At 71.7% G+C, this 16,613-nt stretch carries 15 protein-coding genes and 1 pseudogene; 6 read left to right on the top strand and 10 right to left on the bottom strand.

Features of this window, described 5'->3' with window-relative positions:
* Positions 1-68 precede the first annotated feature (68 nt).
* The 4 genes from dnaG to ACFY93_RS30205 form a co-directional block, all read right to left on the bottom strand.
* The gene (gene dnaG / locus ACFY93_RS30220) at positions 69-1,976 is read right to left on the bottom strand and encodes a DNA primase (RefSeq protein ID WP_391364885.1); all 1,908 of its coding nucleotides are present in this window, start codon (positions 1,974-1,976) and stop codon (positions 69-71) included.
* 41 nt (positions 1,977-2,017) lie between these two features.
* Positions 2,018-3,283, bottom strand: coding sequence for an FAD-dependent oxidoreductase (locus ACFY93_RS30215; RefSeq protein WP_391364883.1), 1,266 nt, complete (start codon positions 3,281-3,283; stop codon positions 2,018-2,020).
* Between the two features lie 233 nt (positions 3,284-3,516).
* The gene (locus ACFY93_RS30210; RefSeq protein ID WP_391364881.1) at positions 3,517-4,941 is read right to left on the bottom strand and encodes a deoxyguanosinetriphosphate triphosphohydrolase; all 1,425 of its coding nucleotides are present in this window, start codon (positions 4,939-4,941) and stop codon (positions 3,517-3,519) included.
* Positions 4,942-4,989: 48 nt separating this feature from the next.
* The gene (locus tag ACFY93_RS30205) at positions 4,990-5,814 is read right to left on the bottom strand and encodes a CbiX/SirB N-terminal domain-containing protein (protein WP_391364879.1); all 825 of its coding nucleotides are present in this window, start codon (positions 5,812-5,814) and stop codon (positions 4,990-4,992) included.
* 266 nt (positions 5,815-6,080) lie between these two features.
* Here ACFY93_RS30205 and ACFY93_RS30200 point away from each other — a divergent pair, with 266 nt between their 5' ends.
* Together ACFY93_RS30200 and ACFY93_RS30195 are read left to right on the top strand one after the other, a co-directional pair.
* The gene (locus ACFY93_RS30200; RefSeq protein ID WP_391364878.1) at positions 6,081-6,782 is read left to right on the top strand and encodes an ElyC/SanA/YdcF family protein; all 702 of its coding nucleotides are present in this window, start codon (positions 6,081-6,083) and stop codon (positions 6,780-6,782) included.
* A gap of 223 nt (positions 6,783-7,005) precedes the next feature.
* Positions 7,006-9,291, top strand: a complete 2,286-nt coding sequence (locus tag ACFY93_RS30195; protein ID WP_391364876.1) for a molybdopterin-dependent oxidoreductase — start codon at positions 7,006-7,008, stop codon at positions 9,289-9,291.
* Positions 9,292-9,304: 13 nt separating this feature from the next.
* Here the strand turns inward: ACFY93_RS30195 and cutA are convergent, their stop codons facing one another.
* Positions 9,305-9,667, bottom strand: a complete 363-nt coding sequence (gene cutA / locus ACFY93_RS30190) for a divalent cation tolerance protein CutA (RefSeq protein WP_391364874.1) — start codon at positions 9,665-9,667, stop codon at positions 9,305-9,307.
* Between the two features lie 183 nt (positions 9,668-9,850).
* Between cutA and ACFY93_RS30185 the strand changes: the two genes are divergently transcribed.
* A complete protein-coding gene (locus ACFY93_RS30185) occupies positions 9,851-11,494 on the top strand; it encodes a M4 family metallopeptidase (protein WP_391364872.1) in 1,644 nt (547 codons plus the stop codon).
* Positions 11,495-11,577: 83 nt separating this feature from the next.
* Here ACFY93_RS30185 and ACFY93_RS30180 read toward each other — a convergent pair whose 3' ends face one another.
* Together ACFY93_RS30180 and ACFY93_RS30175 are read right to left on the bottom strand one after the other, a co-directional pair.
* Positions 11,578-11,982: a PIN domain-containing protein gene (locus tag ACFY93_RS30180; protein WP_391364870.1), complete on the bottom strand. Its 405-nt coding sequence runs from the start codon at positions 11,980-11,982 to the stop codon at positions 11,578-11,580.
* Positions 11,979-12,257, bottom strand: coding sequence for a type II toxin-antitoxin system VapB family antitoxin (locus ACFY93_RS30175; RefSeq protein ID WP_391364868.1), 279 nt, complete (start codon positions 12,255-12,257; stop codon positions 11,979-11,981). Before ACFY93_RS30175 ends, ACFY93_RS30180 begins: the two co-directional genes overlap by 4 nt.
* A 252-nt stretch (positions 12,258-12,509) precedes the next feature.
* Between ACFY93_RS30175 and ACFY93_RS30170 the strand changes: the two genes are divergently transcribed.
* Positions 12,510-13,142 (top strand): DUF6368 family protein, encoded by a 633-nt coding sequence (locus ACFY93_RS30170; protein ID WP_391364866.1) that lies wholly within the window; start codon positions 12,510-12,512, stop codon positions 13,140-13,142.
* Positions 13,143-13,202: 60 nt separating this feature from the next.
* Here the strand turns inward: ACFY93_RS30170 and ACFY93_RS30165 are convergent.
* Together ACFY93_RS30165 and ACFY93_RS30160 are read right to left on the bottom strand one after the other, a co-directional pair.
* Positions 13,203-14,320, bottom strand: a pseudogene (locus tag ACFY93_RS30165) (IS630 family transposase).
* A gap of 67 nt (positions 14,321-14,387) precedes the next feature.
* Positions 14,388-14,804 (bottom strand): ATP-binding protein, encoded by a 417-nt coding sequence (locus ACFY93_RS30160; protein ID WP_391364863.1) that lies wholly within the window; start codon positions 14,802-14,804, stop codon positions 14,388-14,390.
* Positions 14,805-15,018: 214 nt separating this feature from the next.
* Between ACFY93_RS30160 and ACFY93_RS30155 the strand changes: the two genes are divergently transcribed.
* Together ACFY93_RS30155 and ACFY93_RS30150 are read left to right on the top strand one after the other, a co-directional pair.
* The gene (locus ACFY93_RS30155; protein WP_391364860.1) at positions 15,019-15,912 is read left to right on the top strand and encodes a Scr1 family TA system antitoxin-like transcriptional regulator; all 894 of its coding nucleotides are present in this window, start codon (positions 15,019-15,021) and stop codon (positions 15,910-15,912) included.
* Positions 15,913-15,915: 3 nt separating this feature from the next.
* Positions 15,916-16,116 carry a DUF397 domain-containing protein gene (locus tag ACFY93_RS30150; protein ID WP_391364858.1) on the top strand — a complete coding sequence of 67 codons (201 nt, stop codon included), beginning with the start codon at positions 15,916-15,918 and terminating at the stop codon, positions 16,114-16,116.
* An 18-nt stretch (positions 16,117-16,134) separates the two neighbouring features.
* On the opposite strand, the gene ACFY93_RS30145 is transcribed toward ACFY93_RS30150, so the two are convergent.
* Positions 16,135-16,572, bottom strand: coding sequence for an Imm1 family immunity protein (locus tag ACFY93_RS30145; protein WP_391364856.1), 438 nt, complete (start codon positions 16,570-16,572; stop codon positions 16,135-16,137).
* Positions 16,573-16,613 lie beyond the last annotated feature (41 nt).

Here is a 16,613-nt window from a genome sequence, read left to right as displayed (position 1 = left end):
GGGACGAGTGTGCGCTCCTGGGGCTCCGAAACCCGCGAAACCGGGAATCCCGCGCCGTGCGCGCGCCCTCAGAGCGCCTCGGCGCCCCGCTCGCGCAGGGACTGGCCGTACTGCTGGAGCACCCACAACTCGTTCTGCACGGCGGCCAGTTCGGCCGGGTCCCCGTGCGCGCCGAGCCGGGCGAGGGAACCCTGGACGTCGCGGATGCGGCGGTCGACGGCGCGGCGGCGGACCATGACGAGCTGGTCGCCCGCGTAGTTCTCGTCGACGGTCCTGCGCAGGATCGCCTCGACGGCCAGCTCGGTGACCATGGCGCGGACCGCGTCGTCGGGGGCGGCCTCGCGGACCCGGATCAGATACTCCTGAGGCTCCTTGACGCCCGATTCGGCGCCGCCCGCCTCCATGATCGCCTGGCGTACGGCCGCGTACGGCGGGGCGGTGAACTCGTCGGCCCCGTAGGCGTCGAAGGCCGGGGAGACCAGCTCCGGGCGCTGGAGGGCGAGCTTGAGCAGCTCGCGCTCGGTGGCGAACACCGGGTTGCGCAGGGTCAGCGCCGGGCCGCCTGCCTGGGGACGCGCGGCGTGCCCTTCGTACGACGGCTGGGGGCGGCGGCCCTCGGGCGCGGGGCCCTTGCCGCCGCGGTCGCGGGCCCAGCGGGCGAGCTGGGCGACCCGCTTGACCACGAACTGGGTGTCGAGGATGCCGAGCATCCCGGCGAGCTGCACGGCGACCTCGTGCTGGGCCCCGCTGTTCTTGATGCGGGCGACGACCGGGGCGGCCTCGTCGAGCGCGGCGGCGCGGCCCGCGGGGGTCTCCAGGTCGTAGCGCAGGACGATCTGGCGCAGCGCGAACTCGAAGAGGGGCGTGCGGGGCTGGACGAGGTCGGCGACGGCGTCGTCGCCCTTGGCGATGCGCAGCTCGCAGGGGTCCATGCCGTCTGGGGCGATGGCGATGTACGTCTCGGCGGCGAACTTCTGGTCGTCCTCGAAGGCGCGCAGCGCGGCCTTCTGGCCGGCCGCGTCGCCGTCGAAGGTGAAGATGACGCGCGCGGAGCCGTTGTCCATCAGCAGCCGGCGGAGGATCTTGATGTGGTCGCCGCCGAAGGCCGTGCCGCAGGTGGCGATGGCGGTGGTGACGCCGGCCAGGTGGCAGGCCATGACGTCGGTGTACCCCTCGACGACGACGGCCCGGCTGGCCTTGGCGATGTCCTTCTTGGCGAGATCGATGCCGTAGAGCACCTGGGACTTGCGGTAGATCGCCGTGTCGGGGGTGTTGAGGTACTTCGGGCCGTTGTCCGCTTCGTACAGTCTGCGTGCGCCGAAGCCGACGACGTCCCCGCCGATGTCGCGGATCGGCCACATCAGCCGGCCCCGGAACCGGTCGATGGGCCCGCGGCGGCCCTCCTGGGCGAGACCCGAGAGGACCAGCTCCTTGTCGCTGAACCCCTTGCCGCGCAGGTGCCGGGTGAGGTGGTCCCAGCCCTGCGGGCTGTAGCCGACGCCGAAGTGCGCCGCGGCGGCCTGGTCGAAGCCGCGCTCCGCGAGGAAGGCGCGCCCGGTGTCGGCCTCGGGGCTGCTGCCGAGCTGCTCCGTGTAGAACTGGGCGGCGATCTTGTGCGCCTCGACCAGACGGATCCGCTCGCCGCGCTGGTGGGAGGGGTTGTAGCCGCCCTCCTCGTAGCGCAGGGTGATGCCCGCCTGGCCGGCCAGGCGCTCGACGGCCTCCGAGAAGGTGAGGTGGTCGACCTTCATCACGAACGTGATGGTGTCGCCGCCCTCCTGGCAGCCGAAGCAGTGGAAGAGCCCCTTGCTCGGGCTGACCTGGAAGGACGGCGACTTCTCGTCGTGGAACGGGCAGAGCCCCTTCAGGTTGCCGCCGCCCGCGTTGCGCAGCTGGAGGTACTCCGAGACGACGGCGTCGATCGGAACCGCGTCCCGAACCGCCTTCACGTCGTCGTCGTTGATCCTTCCGGCCACGCATGGATTCTACGTGGGCGGTGTGACAGCGGATGCCGTCGTCACTCCGTGAGGCTCTCCAGCGGGACGCGCGGGTCGGCCAGTTTCTCGGCGTCCACCCGGTTCCGGGACCGGATGAGGGCCTGGATCGGCTCTGTGACGTCCCACACGTTCACGTTCATCCCGGCGAGCACCCGGCCGTCCTTCAGCCAGAAGGCGATGAACTCGCGCTTGCCCGCGTCGCCGCGGATCACCACCTCGTCGTACGAGCCCGCCGGTGCCCAGCCCGAGTACTCCATGCCGACGTCGTACTGGTCGGAGAAGAAGTACGGCACACGGTCGTAGGTGACGTCGTGTCCCAGCATGGCTCGGGCGGCGGCGGGGCCGCCGTTGAGCGCGTTGGCCCAGTGCTCGACGCGCAGCGGGGTGCCGACGAGCGGGTGGTGGAGGGAGGCGACGTCACCGGCCGCGTAGATGTGCGGGTCGGAGGTGCGCAGCCGGTGGTCGACCGCGATGCCGCCGCCGTGCTCCCGGCCGGTGAGGGTGAGACCCGCGGCCTCGGCGAGAGCGGTGCGCGGGGCGGCGCCGATCGCGGCGAGCACGTCGTGGGCGGGGTGCTCCTCGCCGTCGTCGGTGCGGGCGGCGAGGACCATGCCGTCCTGGCCGACGATCTCGGTGAGGCGGACGCCGAAGCGGAAGCGGACGCCGTGCTCGCGGTGCAGTTCGGCGAAGACGTTCCCCAGCTCGGGGCCGAGGACCCGGTGCAGCGGGCTCGGCCCGTGCTCGACGACGGTGACCTCGGCGCCGTACTCGCGGGCCGCCGCCGCGACCTCCAGGCCGATCCAGCCGGCGCCCGCGATGACGAGGTGACCGTTGTCCCGGCCGAGGGCGGCGAGGACGCCCTTGAGCCGCTCGGAGTGGGCGAGGCGGCGCAGGTGGTGGACGCCGGCCAGGCCGGTGCCCGGGATGTCCAGCCTGCGCGGCTCGGAGCCGGTCGCGAGCAGCAGCTTGTCGTAGTGGACGACGGTGCCGTCGTCGCCGAAGCGGACCGTCCTGGCGTCCTTGTCGATGGCGTCGACGGTCTGGCCGAGGTGCAGCTCGACGTCGTTCTGCGCGTACCAGGCGGGCTCGTGCACGAAGACGCTGTCGCGTTCCTCCTTGCCGAGCAGGTAGCCCTTGGAGAGCGGCGGGCGCTCGTAGGGGTGGTCGCGCTCGTCACAGATCAGTATCACCCGCCCGGTGAACCCCTCCGCGCGGAGCGTCTCGGCCGCTTTCGCCCCGGCCAGACCTCCTCCGACGATGACGAACGTCTGATCCGCGTCGACCACTTGATGCCTCCTCGTAAGGATGTCGCCACATGCGAGCGTCCCGCACGTGGCGTGCTGCGGGAAGAGGGGGTGACCCGATCAGGCCACCCCGGGGCACATTCCCCGTGCACATGCGCCGCACGCGTGCGCCCCGGGTCCCCGTGCCGTACCGGTCGGCCGTGCCGGGAGCCCCTCCCGTCGTCCCGGTCCGCCCCGTGAGTGTCCGTGCTGGGGCGGCCCCGTGCGTGCGGTTGTCACGGACGCTCCGTGAGGGTCGCGTGCAGGGAGCGGGCCGAGGCGTCGGTGAGCGAGGCGATCTGGTCGACGATCACGCGCTTGCGGGCGCGGTCGTCGGTCGCCTCGTCGAACAGGGCACGGAACTGCGGGTCCAGCCCGTGCGGGGCGCGGGCGGTGAGGGCCTCGGCCAGCTCGGCGACGACGATCCGCTGGTCGGCGCGGAGCCGCTCCTGCTCGTCGCGCTGCATCACGTACCGGTCGGCGACGGCTTTGAGGACCGCGCACTCCAGTCGGGCCTGCCTCGGCACGACCAGCTCGGCCGCGTACCGGGTGAGCCGTGCGGGGCCGCCGCCCGCCGGGCCCGGCTTCTTCGCGCGGTGTCCGTACGCGGCGCGCGTCGCTCCCTCGGCGGCCAGGCAGAAGCGGCCGATGAGCTGGCTCGTGGCGTCCTTCAGCCGGGCCTGTGCGACGGCCGAGCCGTCGTAGCCGTGCGGCCACCACTCCTGCTCCAGCAGGCGGTCGAGGGCCTCGGCCAGCTCGGCGGGGTCGGTGTCCGCGGGCACGTACCGGCCGACGGCGACCGCGAAGACCGCCTGCCGTTCGGGTTCGGCGTGCAGCAGGTTCGGGTCGATGTGGCCGGCGTGCAGTCCGTCCTCGACGTCGTGCACCGAGTAGGCCACGTCGTCCGCCCAGTCCATGACCTGCGCCTCGAAGCACGTACGCCCGGCGGGGGCGCCCTCGCGGATCCAGTCGAACACCGGCCGGTCGTCCTCGTACACCCCGAACTTGCGGGACGCGGGATCGGTGGGGTGGGCGCCGCGCGGCCAGGGGTACTTGGTGGCGGCGTCGAGGGCGGCGCGGGTGAGGTTGAGGCCGACGCTGACCAGGTCGCCGCTCTCCTCACTCCGCACGAAACGCTTGGGCTCGATCCGGGTCAGCAGCCGCAGGGACTGCGCGTTGCCCTCGAAGCCGCCGCAGTCGTCCGCGAACTCGTTCAGCGCCTGTTCGCCGTTGTGCCCGAAGGGCGGGTGTCCGAGGTCGTGCGAGAGACAGGCCGCCTCGACGAGGTCGGGGTCGCAGCCGAGCGCGGCGCCCAGCTCCCGGCCGACCTGGGCGCACTCCAGGGAGTGGGTCAGCCGCGTGCGGGGGCTGGCGTCCCAGGCCACGCTCCTGGTGCCCGGGGTGACGACCTGGGTCTTGCCGGCGAGACGGCGCAGCGCCGAGGAGTGCAGCACGCGCGCCCGGTCCCGCTGGAAGGCGGTCCGCCCCGGCCGTTTGTCCGGCTCGGGCGCCCACCGCTCGACGGCCGCCTCGTCGTACGACGCGTACGGGGCGTGCGAGGCATGCGACGCGTGGGCGCCGTTGACCGGGCCCTCGGGTGCCCTGGGTGCCTCGGGTGCCGTGGACGCGGATCCGGTGTGCGCGGACGGGGTGCCTTCCATCCCCCGACAGTAGACGCAGGCGGTGACAAACGGGGCACAGGGTTCCGTTCAGGCCGCCGCGAGCACCGGTCCGGGGGCGTGTTCGCTGGCGTGCCGCGGGGCGTGTCCGGGGTGCGCGGCGGCCTGGTCGTAGCGGTGCAGGACGAGGCGGGCCATCGCGGGGTGGGCGCCGAGCGGGGCGGCGGCGATCCAGGGGGCGGCCGCCGCGCACTCGGTGGCGAAGCGCCCCGGCGCGGTGAAGTACGAGGCGACGGCGACCCGGTGGCGGCCCCGGGCGGCGAGGGCGCGCACGGCGCCGGGCACCGTGGGCGCGGCGGCGGACGCGTACGCGGGGACGACGGGGACGCCGAGGCGTTCGGCGAGCAGCCGCGCGGTGTGCCGCGTGTCGACGGCGGATTCGGGGTCGCGGGAACCGGCGGCGGCGAGGACGACCCCGCTCACCCGGCGCTCCGCGTCGCTCACGGGCGCCCGCCACCCCGCCTCGGCGAGCCGCGCGTACAGCGTCTCGACGAGCAGCGGGTGCGGGCCGAGCGGGGCGGCGACACGGGTACGGACCCCGGCGGCGGCCGCGGCGTCGGGGATGTCCCGCTTCACATGGTGCCCCCGGCTCAGCAGCAGCGGCACCAGCACGGCGCCCGCCTCCGGACCCTCCCGGAGCCCGGCGAGCGTGTCGGGCAGCAGCGGCGCGTTCAGCTCGATGTGCCCGAGGTGCACGGGCAGCCCGGGGCGCAGCTCACGCACCCGGTCCCTCAGGGCCCGTACGGTGCCGAGCGCGCGGGGGTCCCGGCTGCCGTGCGCCACGAGGACGAGGCCGGGCGGGGCGGAGGCTCTGTTCCCATTCACCCCGCCAGCGTGCCGCCAGGAGATTGCCACCCCGTTGCGCACCTGTCACGGGTGTTTGCGCACACCTCACATCCCGGCATGGAGGGGCGTGAGGGAGGGGCGCCCCGAAAGGGGCGCGGGGAACTGCGCGACCAGCCCCCACGCACCCGCACATGGGGGTGGGTCGCAGGGGCACCGCCCCTGGCAACGGGACGGGAAGGGGCGGAGGGGGCGAGAACCAAACCCGCGACCCCCCACGTCCACCTCTCCGTCAACACCACCCCAGCCACCCCACCCGATCGGAGGACCCACCCCCCATGCGCCCGCCGCGCATCCCACGCCTCCACGCCCCGCGCCTCCACCTCCCCCGCACCCGCCAGGCCCGGCGCCGCACCGTCCAGGCCCTGATGCTGGCCTGCGTCCTCGCGCTCGCCCCCGCGACCTGGATGCGGCTCACCACCGGCGACCACCTCCGTACGACCGACGACCTCCCCCACACGGACGTCGCCGTCGTCTTCGGCGCCGGCCTCTGGGACGGCGAGCCGTCGCCGTACCTCGCGCACCGGCTGGACGCGGCGGCCCGGCTGTACCGGGCCGGGCGCATCGAGGTCGTCCTGGTCACCGGGGACAACAGCCGCGAGGAGTACGACGAGCCGGACGCGATGCGTGCGTACCTCGTCAGGCACGGGGTGCCGGACCGGCGGATCGTCAGCGACTACGCGGGCTTCGACACCTGGGACTCCTGCGTCCGGGCCCGGAAGGTCTTCGGCGTCCACGAGGCGGTGCTGATCAGCCAGGGCTTCCACATCCGCCGGGCCGTCGCGCTCTGCCGGGCGGCGGGCGTCGCGTCGTACGGGATCGGCGTCGACGACAAGCACGACGTCACCTGGTACTACGGGGGCACACGCGAGATCTTCGCGGCGGGCAAGGCGGCGCTGGACGCGCTCTTCGAACCGGACCCGCACTTCCTCGGCCCGAAGGAGCCGGGGGTGGCGCGGGCGCTGGCGACGAAGCGGTAGCGCACGCCGGTGCGCGGCATCCGTGCGATGCCCGCGTGGGTGAGCAGGCGCCCGTGCGGTGCCCACGCCGGTGACAGGCGCGTACGGCGCCCACGCCGGTGAGCAGGCGCGACGGTGCTCGCGTGCCCCTCACAGCCGCCCCCGCCCCGCCGGGAGGTCCCCGTCCCGGCCGCGTAACCAGGTGCGCCCCACCGCGAAACACGCCCGCCGCACGCTGAACGCCATGCAGAACTCCGCGCTCCCCGCGACCTCCGCGACCGCCGCGACGCCCACGCACTGCCCGTACTGCGCCCTTCAGTGCGGGATGAACCTCACGCCCGCCCCCGGCGGAGGCGTGGAGCTGACGGAGCGCACGGACTTCCCGGTGAACCGGGGTGCCCTGTGCGGGAAGGGCCGCACCGCTCCGGCCCTGCTCTCGTCCGCCGTCCGGCTGACGTCGCCGCTGGTCAGGTCGGCGGACGGGGTGCTGGAGCCGGCAGGCTGGCCGGAGGCGCTGGACCGGATCGCCGACGGCCTCACCCGCGCCCGCGAGGACCACGGCCCGGACGCCTGCGGGGTGTTCGGCGGGGGCGGCCTGACGAACGAGAAGGCGTACGCGCTGGGGAAGTTCGCCCGGGTCGTGCTCGGCACCTCGCAGATCGACTACAACGGGCGGTTCTGCATGTCGTCCGCGGCGGCCGCCGGAGTCAGGGCGTTCGGCCTGGACCGGGGGCTCCCGTTCCCGCTGGAGGACATCCCCCGGACCGGCTGCGTGATCCTCGTCGGCTCCAACCTCGCGGAGACGATGCCGCCCGCGCTGCGGTTCGTCACCGAGCTGAAGGAGAACGGCGGCACACTGATCGTCATCGACCCGCGCCGCACCCGGACGGCCGAGCAGGCGGATCTGCACCTGGCCCCCAGGCCGGGCACCGACCTGGCGCTCGCGCTGGGCCTGCTCCACCTCGTCGTGGCCGAGGGCCGCACGGACGAGGCGTACATCCAGGACCGTACGGCCGGCTGGGAGGACGCGCGCGCGGCGGCGATGGCGCACTGGCCGGAGTACGTGGAGCGGATCACCGGGGTGTCCGTGCCGCGACTCCGCGAGGCGGTGCGGATGTTCTGCGAGCCGGAGTCGGCGATGGTGCTCACCGCGCGCGGACCCGAGCAGCAGGCCAAGGGGACGGACACGGTGGGCGCGTGGATCAACCTGTGCCTCGCGACGGGGCGGCCCGGGCGGCCGTACTCCGGATACGGCTGCCTGACCGGGCAGGGCAACGGGCAGGGCGGGCGCGAACACGGCCAGAAGGCCGACCAGTTGCCCGGCTACCGCAAGCTGACCGACCCGGCCGCGCGGCGCCACGTCGCCGAGGTGTGGGGCGTCGACCCGGACTCGCTGCCGGGCCCCGGGCGCAGCGCCTACGAACTCCTCGACGCGCTCGGTACGGACGTCCGGGCGCTGCTGGTCATGGGTTCCAACCCGGTGGTCTCCGCGCCCAGGGCCGCGCACATCGAGGAACGGCTGCGGTCCCTGGACCTCCTGGTGGTCGCGGACGTCGTCCTCTCCGAGACGGCACAGCTCGCCGACGTGGTCCTGCCGGTCACCCAGTGGGCGGAGGAGAGCGGCACGACGACCAGTCTGGAGGGCCGCGTCCTGCTTCGCCGCCGGGCGGTCACGCCTCCGGAGGAGGTACGCAGCGACCTGTACGTCCTGCACGAACTCGCCGCCCGACTGGGCGTGGAGAAGGGCTTCCCGACCGACCCGGAGGAGGTCTTCGAGGAGCTGCGCCGGGCGAGCGCGGGCGGCCACGCGGACTACTCGGGGATCACCTACCGGCGGCTGGCGGAGGAGAACGGGGTGTTCTGGCCGTGTCCGGCGGGGGAGGCGGCGCCGGTGCCGGTGCCGGTCGTCAGCGGGGGGCCCGCGACGGTGTCGCCCGGCGAGCCGACGCCGGTGCCGGTGGCTCCCGGGGCGCCCGCGCCGGTGGCCTCCGGGATGTCCGCGCCGGTGGCCTCCGGGGAGCCCGCGACGGGGTCGCCCGGTGTGCTGCCGGTGTCCCCCGTCGAGCCACACCCCGGCACCCCCCGCCTCTTCCTCGACCGCTTCGCCACCCAGGACGGCCGGGCCCGCTTCGTCCCCGTCTCGCATCGGCCGATCGCCGAGGAGCCCGACGCCGAGTACCCGGTGCTGCTGACGACCGGCCGGGTCGTAACCCAGTACCAGTCGGGGGCGCAGACACGGCGGGTGGCCGAGCTGAACGCGGCGGCGCCCGGCCCCTTCGTCGAGATGCACCCTCGGCTGGCCGAGCGGCTGGGCGCGGCGGACGGCGACGCGGTGGCGGTGGTGTCGCGGCGCGGCCGGGCGGTGGCCCCGGCCCGGGTGACGGCCTCGATCCGCCCGGACACCGTCTTCATGCCCTTCCACTGGCCGGGCGAGGGCCGCGCCAACACCCTGACCAACCCCGCCCTGGACCCGACGTCCCGGATGCCGGAGTTCAAGGCGTGCGCGGTGCGGGTGGAGAGGGTGGAGTAGCCGCGGCCGGACGTCACCCCCGTTCCGTGGCCTCGCTGACCGCCGTGGCCTCCGTGGCGGTCTCCTCCTCCACCCACCGCAGGTAGTCCGCGCTCCCCCGCACGACGGGGGTCGCGATGATCTCCGGCGTGTCGTAGTCGTGCGCGCCGCGCAGATACGCCTCCAGCGCCTCGTACCGCGCGCCCGTGGTCTTGAACAGCACCTGCCACTCGGCAGCGGTCTCGACGGTGCCCTCCCAGCGGTAGACGGACGTGACCGGCCCGGAGATCTGGGCGCAGGCGGCCGTACGGGACTCGACGGCGCCCCGCGCGAGCGCCTCCGCCTTCTCGGCGCTGTCGGTCGTGGTCAGGACGGTCAGCCAGGCGGAAGTCGCCATGGTCCGGGTCTCCCTTCGGGTTCTGGCGGGGCCCTCCCGGGCCTTCGCAGAAACGATTCTCACCCCACACACATCCCCCAGCCCTCCTCTATGGACATGCCATGCCGCGCCCCCTTGAATCGCAGTCAACTTCCGTCCCCCCACGCGCTTCACCAGCGCCTTTTCCCCCTCCCTAGGAGACCGATGAGTCGAATACGGCACATCCGGGGCTCACGCCTCGCCTCCGCCGGCGTCGCCACCGCCGTCGCCGCCCTGCTCGCCGCCGCGCTGACCCCCACCGCGAGCGCGGCCGACCGCCCGAGCCGGGACACCGCCGTCGCCAACGCGGCGGCGGCGCTGGTGGAGGAGGCCGCACGGCTCGGCCTCACCACCGCCGAGGACACCAGCGTCCGTGACGTCACGGTGGACGCGGACGGCACCCAGCACGTGCGCTACGACCGTACGTACCGCCGACTCCCCGTCCTCGGCGGGGACTTCGTGCTCCACCTGGCCCCGAACGGCGATTACCGGGGCGCCGACCGGGCGACCTCCGCCGACGTGGCCGTACCGACCGTCAAGCCCGCCGTCGCCGCGACGAAGGCCGCCGACCTGGCCGCCGCGGCGCTGCGTACGGCTCACCTCGGCGAGACCCTGCGCAAGGTGACCGCCAGGCCGCAGCTGGTCGTCGACGCCCTGCACGGCAAGCCCCGGCTGGCGTGGCGCACCGAGACGGCCGGCAAGGACTCGCTGGGCAACCCGGTGGGCCGCGTCGTCCTCACCGACGCGCGCACCGGTCGGCAGATCGACGCGTGGGACAGCATCGAGACGGCGACCGGCGACGGCAAGTCCCTCTACAGCGGCACGGTCCCGCTGGAGACGACCGCGTCCGGATCGGCGTACCAGCTGAAGGACGCCACGCGCGGCGGCACGTACACGGGCGACGCGCAGAACAAGACGGACCTGTGCGTCCTCACGATCTGCATCAGCCGCGCCCCCGCGACCGTCTTCACGGACTCAAACAACCACTGGGGCACCGGCACGACGTCGGACCGCGCGTCGGCGGCCGTGGACGCCCAGTACGGCACGGACGCCACCTGGGACTACTACAAGGACGTGCACGGCCGGAACGGCATCGCGGGTGACGGCAAGGGCTCGTACAACCGCGTGCACTACGGCAACGACTACAACAACGCCTTCTGGGACGACGACTGCTTCTGCATGACGTACGGGGACGGCGACGGCACGACGTTCGGCCCGCTGGTCGCCCTCGACGTCGCCGGCCACGAGATGTCGCACGGGGTCACGTCGAAGACGGCGGCGCTGACCTACTCGGGCGAGTCGGGCGGCTTGAACGAGGCCACGTCCGACATCTTCGGCACGCTGGTCGAGTTCCACGCGGACAACGCCTCCGACCCCGGCGACTGGCTCATCGGCGAGAAGATCGTGAAGCCGGACTTCGGTGAGTCGGCCCTGCGGTACATGGACAAGCCCTCGAAGGACGGCAGCTCGGCCGACTGCTGGAGCGGTTCGGTCGCCGACCTCGACGTCCACTACTCCTCGGGCGTCGCGAACCACTTCGCGTACCTCCTCGCCGAGGGCAGCGGCGCCAAGGTCATCGGCGGCGTCCAGCACAACAGCCCCACCTGCGACGGCTCCTCCGTCACCGGCATCGGCAAGGCCAAGCTGGGCGCGATCTGGTACCGGGCCCTGACGGTCTACATGACGTCCTCGACGGACTACGCGGGCGCCCGCACGGCCACCCTGAACGCGGCGAAGGACCTGTACGGCTCCGGCAGCACGGAGTACGCCGCGGTGGCGTCGGCGTGGTCGGCGGTCGCGGTGGACTGACCTAACGCACAACACTCTCCGCCCCGGTCACGGCCGGGGCGGAGACACACACGGCGGGAGACAGCTTCGAGCGGGCCCGGTGGTCAGTCGATGACGCGGCGCACCGGCTGCCCCGTGAGGCGGGCGATGGCCTCGAAGTCGGCATCCTGGTGGAGCACGGTCAGCTTGTGGTGCTGAGCGGTGACCGCCACCAGGAGGTCCACCGGGCTCGCGCACTGGTGCCACCCGCGGTCGGCCAGACGCTGCTGGAGCGCGGCCGAGTCGTCCCATGCCGTATCGAGCACGGGATAGTAGGGGAAGGTTTCCCGCAGCAGCCCGTCCGCCTCGTAATACGCCGGGCGCCCTCCGACGGCCCGCAGGTACTCCTGCCGCACGGGCTCGCACAGTCCGACAAGACCCGAGCACACCAGCTGTTCCCATTGCTCGCCGGTCTGACCGCGATAGAAACGGATCAGCGCGCTGGTGTCGATCAGAAACGTCTCACTCACGCGACGTGCCGCTCCACGTCGAGGGTGTCAGCCGGGTCGGGCGCACTGGGCGCCGACTCACCGGAAGGCAGATCGTCCGGCTCCTCGATCACCGAAAAGTCGATCTCCCCGTCGGCAACCATCTGCCGCATCCGCTCCACCGCAGCCGCACGCCGCCGCCGATCTGCCACTTCACGAAGCGCGGCGTTCACCGTCTCCCTCTTCGTGGTCGTACCCAGATGCCGGGCCGCCTCGCTCAAGGCTTCGTCGTCGAGGTCGATCACCGTGCGAGACATAGCGCCTCCCGAGCTCGTATATACACTTTCGGAAAATGATATCACGATGCGTGTACCACACTCGGCGCAAAGGCCCCTCGGCACACCTGGGAGCACAGTCACAGCGACGAGTCGATGCGACTTGCCGCACGACGTCAGCTAGTGCTCTGACCGCATAGGTTCGCCGGGGTGGCGGCGTCGGTGCTCGGACCGGCTGGACTCGGTGTGGGAAGAATTTGAGCGTCGTGGAGCCCATCAAACTAGGCTCCCAGCATGTCTGGTCCGACGTTGGTGATCGAGTTGGCGAAGCCGCTCTCCCCGGCTGCGCTGCGGGAGTTCCGCGCGTTGATGGTGGGGCTCTCCTCCCACTTCGACGAGAAGCGGCCCGGGTTCTTTGACGTCAACGTGCCCGCAGAGCGACTGGGCGTCGAGGACAGGCGAGAGAAGGACTGGCGAAAGCCGTTCCCGCTGCCACTCCTCGGCAACACCATCGCGGACGCGGAGCTCACAGCCCTGGTGGGGTTCAATCCGCAGCGCGAGGACTGGCGTCGGCCCTTCCTGGTCTACTTGATGGGACCAGGTGTCGGCGACGAGAGTACCTTCGAGGCTGAGCACGCGGACGAGCCCGAGGTGGAGGCCATTCTCGGCTTCAGGCCGACCCATGCCGTCAATGTCAGCGCCTGCTGCAACCGCGAGATCGACCACGTGACCACGGCCCTGCTGACCGCTGCTGTCATGGACGTCATCGGAGGCGTGGCCAAAGCCGAGCTGCTGGACGGACAGGCGTCGGTCGTTGCTGGCCTTCCGGGAGTGTCGGGGATCGCGGACGACGACTGGATGGCGCTGGGAACGGCGGAGTTCCTGCGGGCCTGGGTCGGGCGTCCCGCCTTCCGGCTGGTCAAGTAGCCCAGACAGATCCGCGACGGAGGTCGTGCTGTGCCCTGGAACGTTCGCCATGTTGCCTGATCATGCGGCGAGAGCGGGGCGGCCGCTCCAGCGGATGCCTTTCTCGCTGCGGATGCGGGCGCGTTCCTTGCGTTCGGCGGCCAGGACGTCGCGGTGGCGGGCGTTGGCGTTGCGCCAGCGGAGGTAGGCGTGCAGGGCCCGGGTCTGGACGGTGTGGTTGGGGTGGTGGGAGTTGGCGATGGTGAACTGCCTCAGCGGTCCGAAGTGCGCTTCGACCGGGTTCGCCCACGAGGCGTAGGTCGGGGTGAAGCACAGCTCGACCTTGTGTTTCTTCGCCCAGCGGCGGATGTCGGCGCCTTTGTGGGCGGACAGATTGTCCATGATCACGTAGATCGGGGCGCCGTCGGGCCGGGCGGCGCGGCTTGATTTCAGCGCGGCCAGCGTGTTCACGGCTCCCTTCTTGCGCCGGTTCACGCCCCACAGGCGGTCGTCGCCGACCGAGTAGCAGCCGTGGAAGTACCGGACTCCGTGGGTGCGGTGGTAGGTGGCCGGCACCCGGTCGGGATGCTTCCGTTTCGCCCAGCCCGAGCCAGCGGTGGGCCGGATCCCCAGCGGGCCGAATTCGTCAAAGGCGAAGACCCGGTCCGGGAAGCGGTCCATGACGTGCTCGATACGGTCCAACTTCGCCTCACGGTCGGGTCCGGGGACTCCTTCCAGGTCTTGGTGCGCTGGAAGGTGACGCCGCGGCGGGCGAGCAGGGACCGTAATGCCTCGCGGCCGATGCGGATCACCCGGCCGTGCACTTTGCGCAGGTAGGCGACCAGCTTGCGCAGCGACCAGCGGGTGAACGGCTGGCCGAGCTTGACCGGGCGGGTGGTGGCCGTCGCGATGACGAAGTCCTCGTCGTCACGGCTGAGTTGGCGGGGACGGCCTCCCGCCCACTGAGGGTCCAGGCAGGCCAGGCCCTTCTCATTGAACGCGTGGATCACATCCCGGACAGTGTCCTCGTCGGCTGCCACGAGTTGGGCGATCACCGGCACTCGGTTCCCACCGGCCGAGGCCAGCAGCATCATCGCCCGCCGGTAACGCACCGAGCTGGTGCTGCCCCGGCGCACGATCTGCTGCAGCTTCTGCCCCTCCTGGTCGGTCAGTCTGCGCACACGGACGGGCTCGGCCACCGCGCCTCCAGCGGTCGGATCGGACGTCACCGCACATCCAACCGCTACAACCGCCGACCCGGCGAACCTATGCGGTCACAGCACTAGCGACGCCCAGCTCGCACCACACAGCCTTGCCGACCCCCAGCTCGTCCACGCCCCAGCGGTCCGCGACCCCGGCGACGATCAGCAGCCCCCGCCCGAACATCTCGTCACTGCCCGCCTCTCGGAGCCTCGGCCGTAACTCCCCCTTCGGGTCGGACACGGCGATCCGCACACACCGCTCGCCGAGCGCCAGCTCCACCCGGAAGAGCCGGTCACGGAGGCACCCGTGCAGCACGGCGTTCCCGCCCAGCTCGGAGACCAACAGAGCGGCGTCGTCCGCGAGTTCCGGATGGCCCCACTCCCCGATCAGGCGATGAGCGCGGCGACGGGCCAGGGTGACGCTCCTCGGGAACGGGGTGTAGTCGAGCCGGTCGTACCGAAGCGGCGCGTCCGGCTCCACCGACAGGTGGGGGCGACCATGTCGCTCACCTCCGGGCAGGGACGAGTGGCACCAGACACGAACTGGTGCCGCTCTGCGAGCAGTTCCTCACGGAAGGTAGCGCCGTGGCCTCGGTGCGTTCAACCTCTACCCAGTAGATATCCACCGACCGTGTTTGCCAGCGCGACTCCACGCAGAGCAGACTGACCCCGCACGGCCCTGAAGGAGCAGCGAAGTGACGCCACGTCAGCCACAGCAGGGGAACAGCACATCCAGCGTTCTGGGGCGCAGGCTGGGATCTGAACTCCTCAGGATCCGCACTGCGGCCGGCCTCACCCAGCCACAGGCCGCAAAGGTACTTTCCGCTTCGACGGCGAAGATCGCCAAGATGGAGGGCGGCTGGGTGCCTGTGCGGGATCCGGACATCCGAGCCCTCTGCGACCTGTACGGCGTCCATGACCCCGGCGCCGTCGGCGGACTCCTGGAGCTGGCGCGGATCGACCGCGAGCGGCGCAAGGCCAAGGGCTGGTGGGACGACTACCGCTCAGCACTCGGCGTCATGCACGAATACGTCACCCTGGAACACGCGGCCAGGACCATCAGGACGTGGCAGCCCGCCTTCATCCCCGGGCTTCTCCAGACTCCGGACTACGTACGGCGTCTGAGACAGGGTGACCCCACGCCCACCATGGCAAGGCGGCAAGGCCCTGACGAAGAGTTCGTGACCGCACGCCTGGCACGCCAACAACGCCTGCATGACGACCGCCCGCTTCACTTGCATGCCGTGATCTACGAGGCGGCACTGCGGAACTTCCCAGGGGGAGCCGAGACGGCCCGAGGACAGCTCGATCACCTGTCGACGATGACCGAACTGCCGAACGTCTCCCTCCAGGTCTATCCGTTCAGCTCAGGTCCCCACCTCGGGCTGAACAGCTCGCTCAACATCATCTCGTTCGCGGAGCCCGGGGCCATGGACGTCGTCTACTCGGAGGTCCCCTTCACCCAGCTCTGGATCGAGGGCGGCGAGGGCACCGCCGCTCACGTCGAACTGTTCCAGTACATTGCCGAACGATCACTCGATGAGCGACAGTCCGCCCTGCTCCTCCACAGCCTGCGTAAGGAACTGTGAGCCGTGCCCACCTTTCACTACCGCAAGTCCAGCCACAGCAATTCTGAGCACGAGTGCGTCGAAATAGCCACCAACATCCCCACCACCGTGGCCATACGCGACTCCAAGCACCCCACCGGCCCAAGCCTCCGCGTCAGCCCCACCACGTGGACGGCCTTCCGCACCGCCCTCACGAACAGCCGGGCGTTCGCGACGCCGTCGTAGGGACACCGGACTGGCCGACTACCAGTACTCGGGCTCCTGCCACTGGACGACCTCCGGACGCCGCCCTCCGGCGGACAGAAATTCCTTCACAGCCCGACGCACGAGGGCGATGTCGATCTCCGAATTGCCCAGGAACTCTGTCGCGTTCCCCATGATGGAGTAGGAAACTTCGTCCCGCCTCTTCGAGGAGGGATCAAGCGAGACGAAGTTGCCGTCATCCATGAAGGCGAGAACGCCGACCTGAAGGTCCCCGTCAGCCCCGACCAGCAACTCGTGGTCCGGAACCCCTGCGGGCATGAGGGAACGTTCCAAGCTGTGCAGTGCGGCCATATTCTCCGATGGCGGGCTCACAAGGAGCGCGTCGATCAAAGCATCGACGTCACTTGAGCTACGCAGCAGAACCGGACGGTCCCCATGCTCACGCCGGTAGTACGCCTGCACCCGACCGTGCGGCACTTCACACCTCCATAGCCCAAACGCTCATCGCCATCTTCAAT

Source organism: Streptomyces sp. NPDC008313, from assembly GCF_042956125.1.
In the GTDB taxonomy this organism is placed as follows: Bacteria; Actinomycetota; Actinomycetes; order Streptomycetales; family Streptomycetaceae; genus Streptomyces.
The sequence above is the reverse complement of the archived record's forward strand: the minus strand, read 5'-3'. Positions and strand labels throughout refer to the sequence as shown.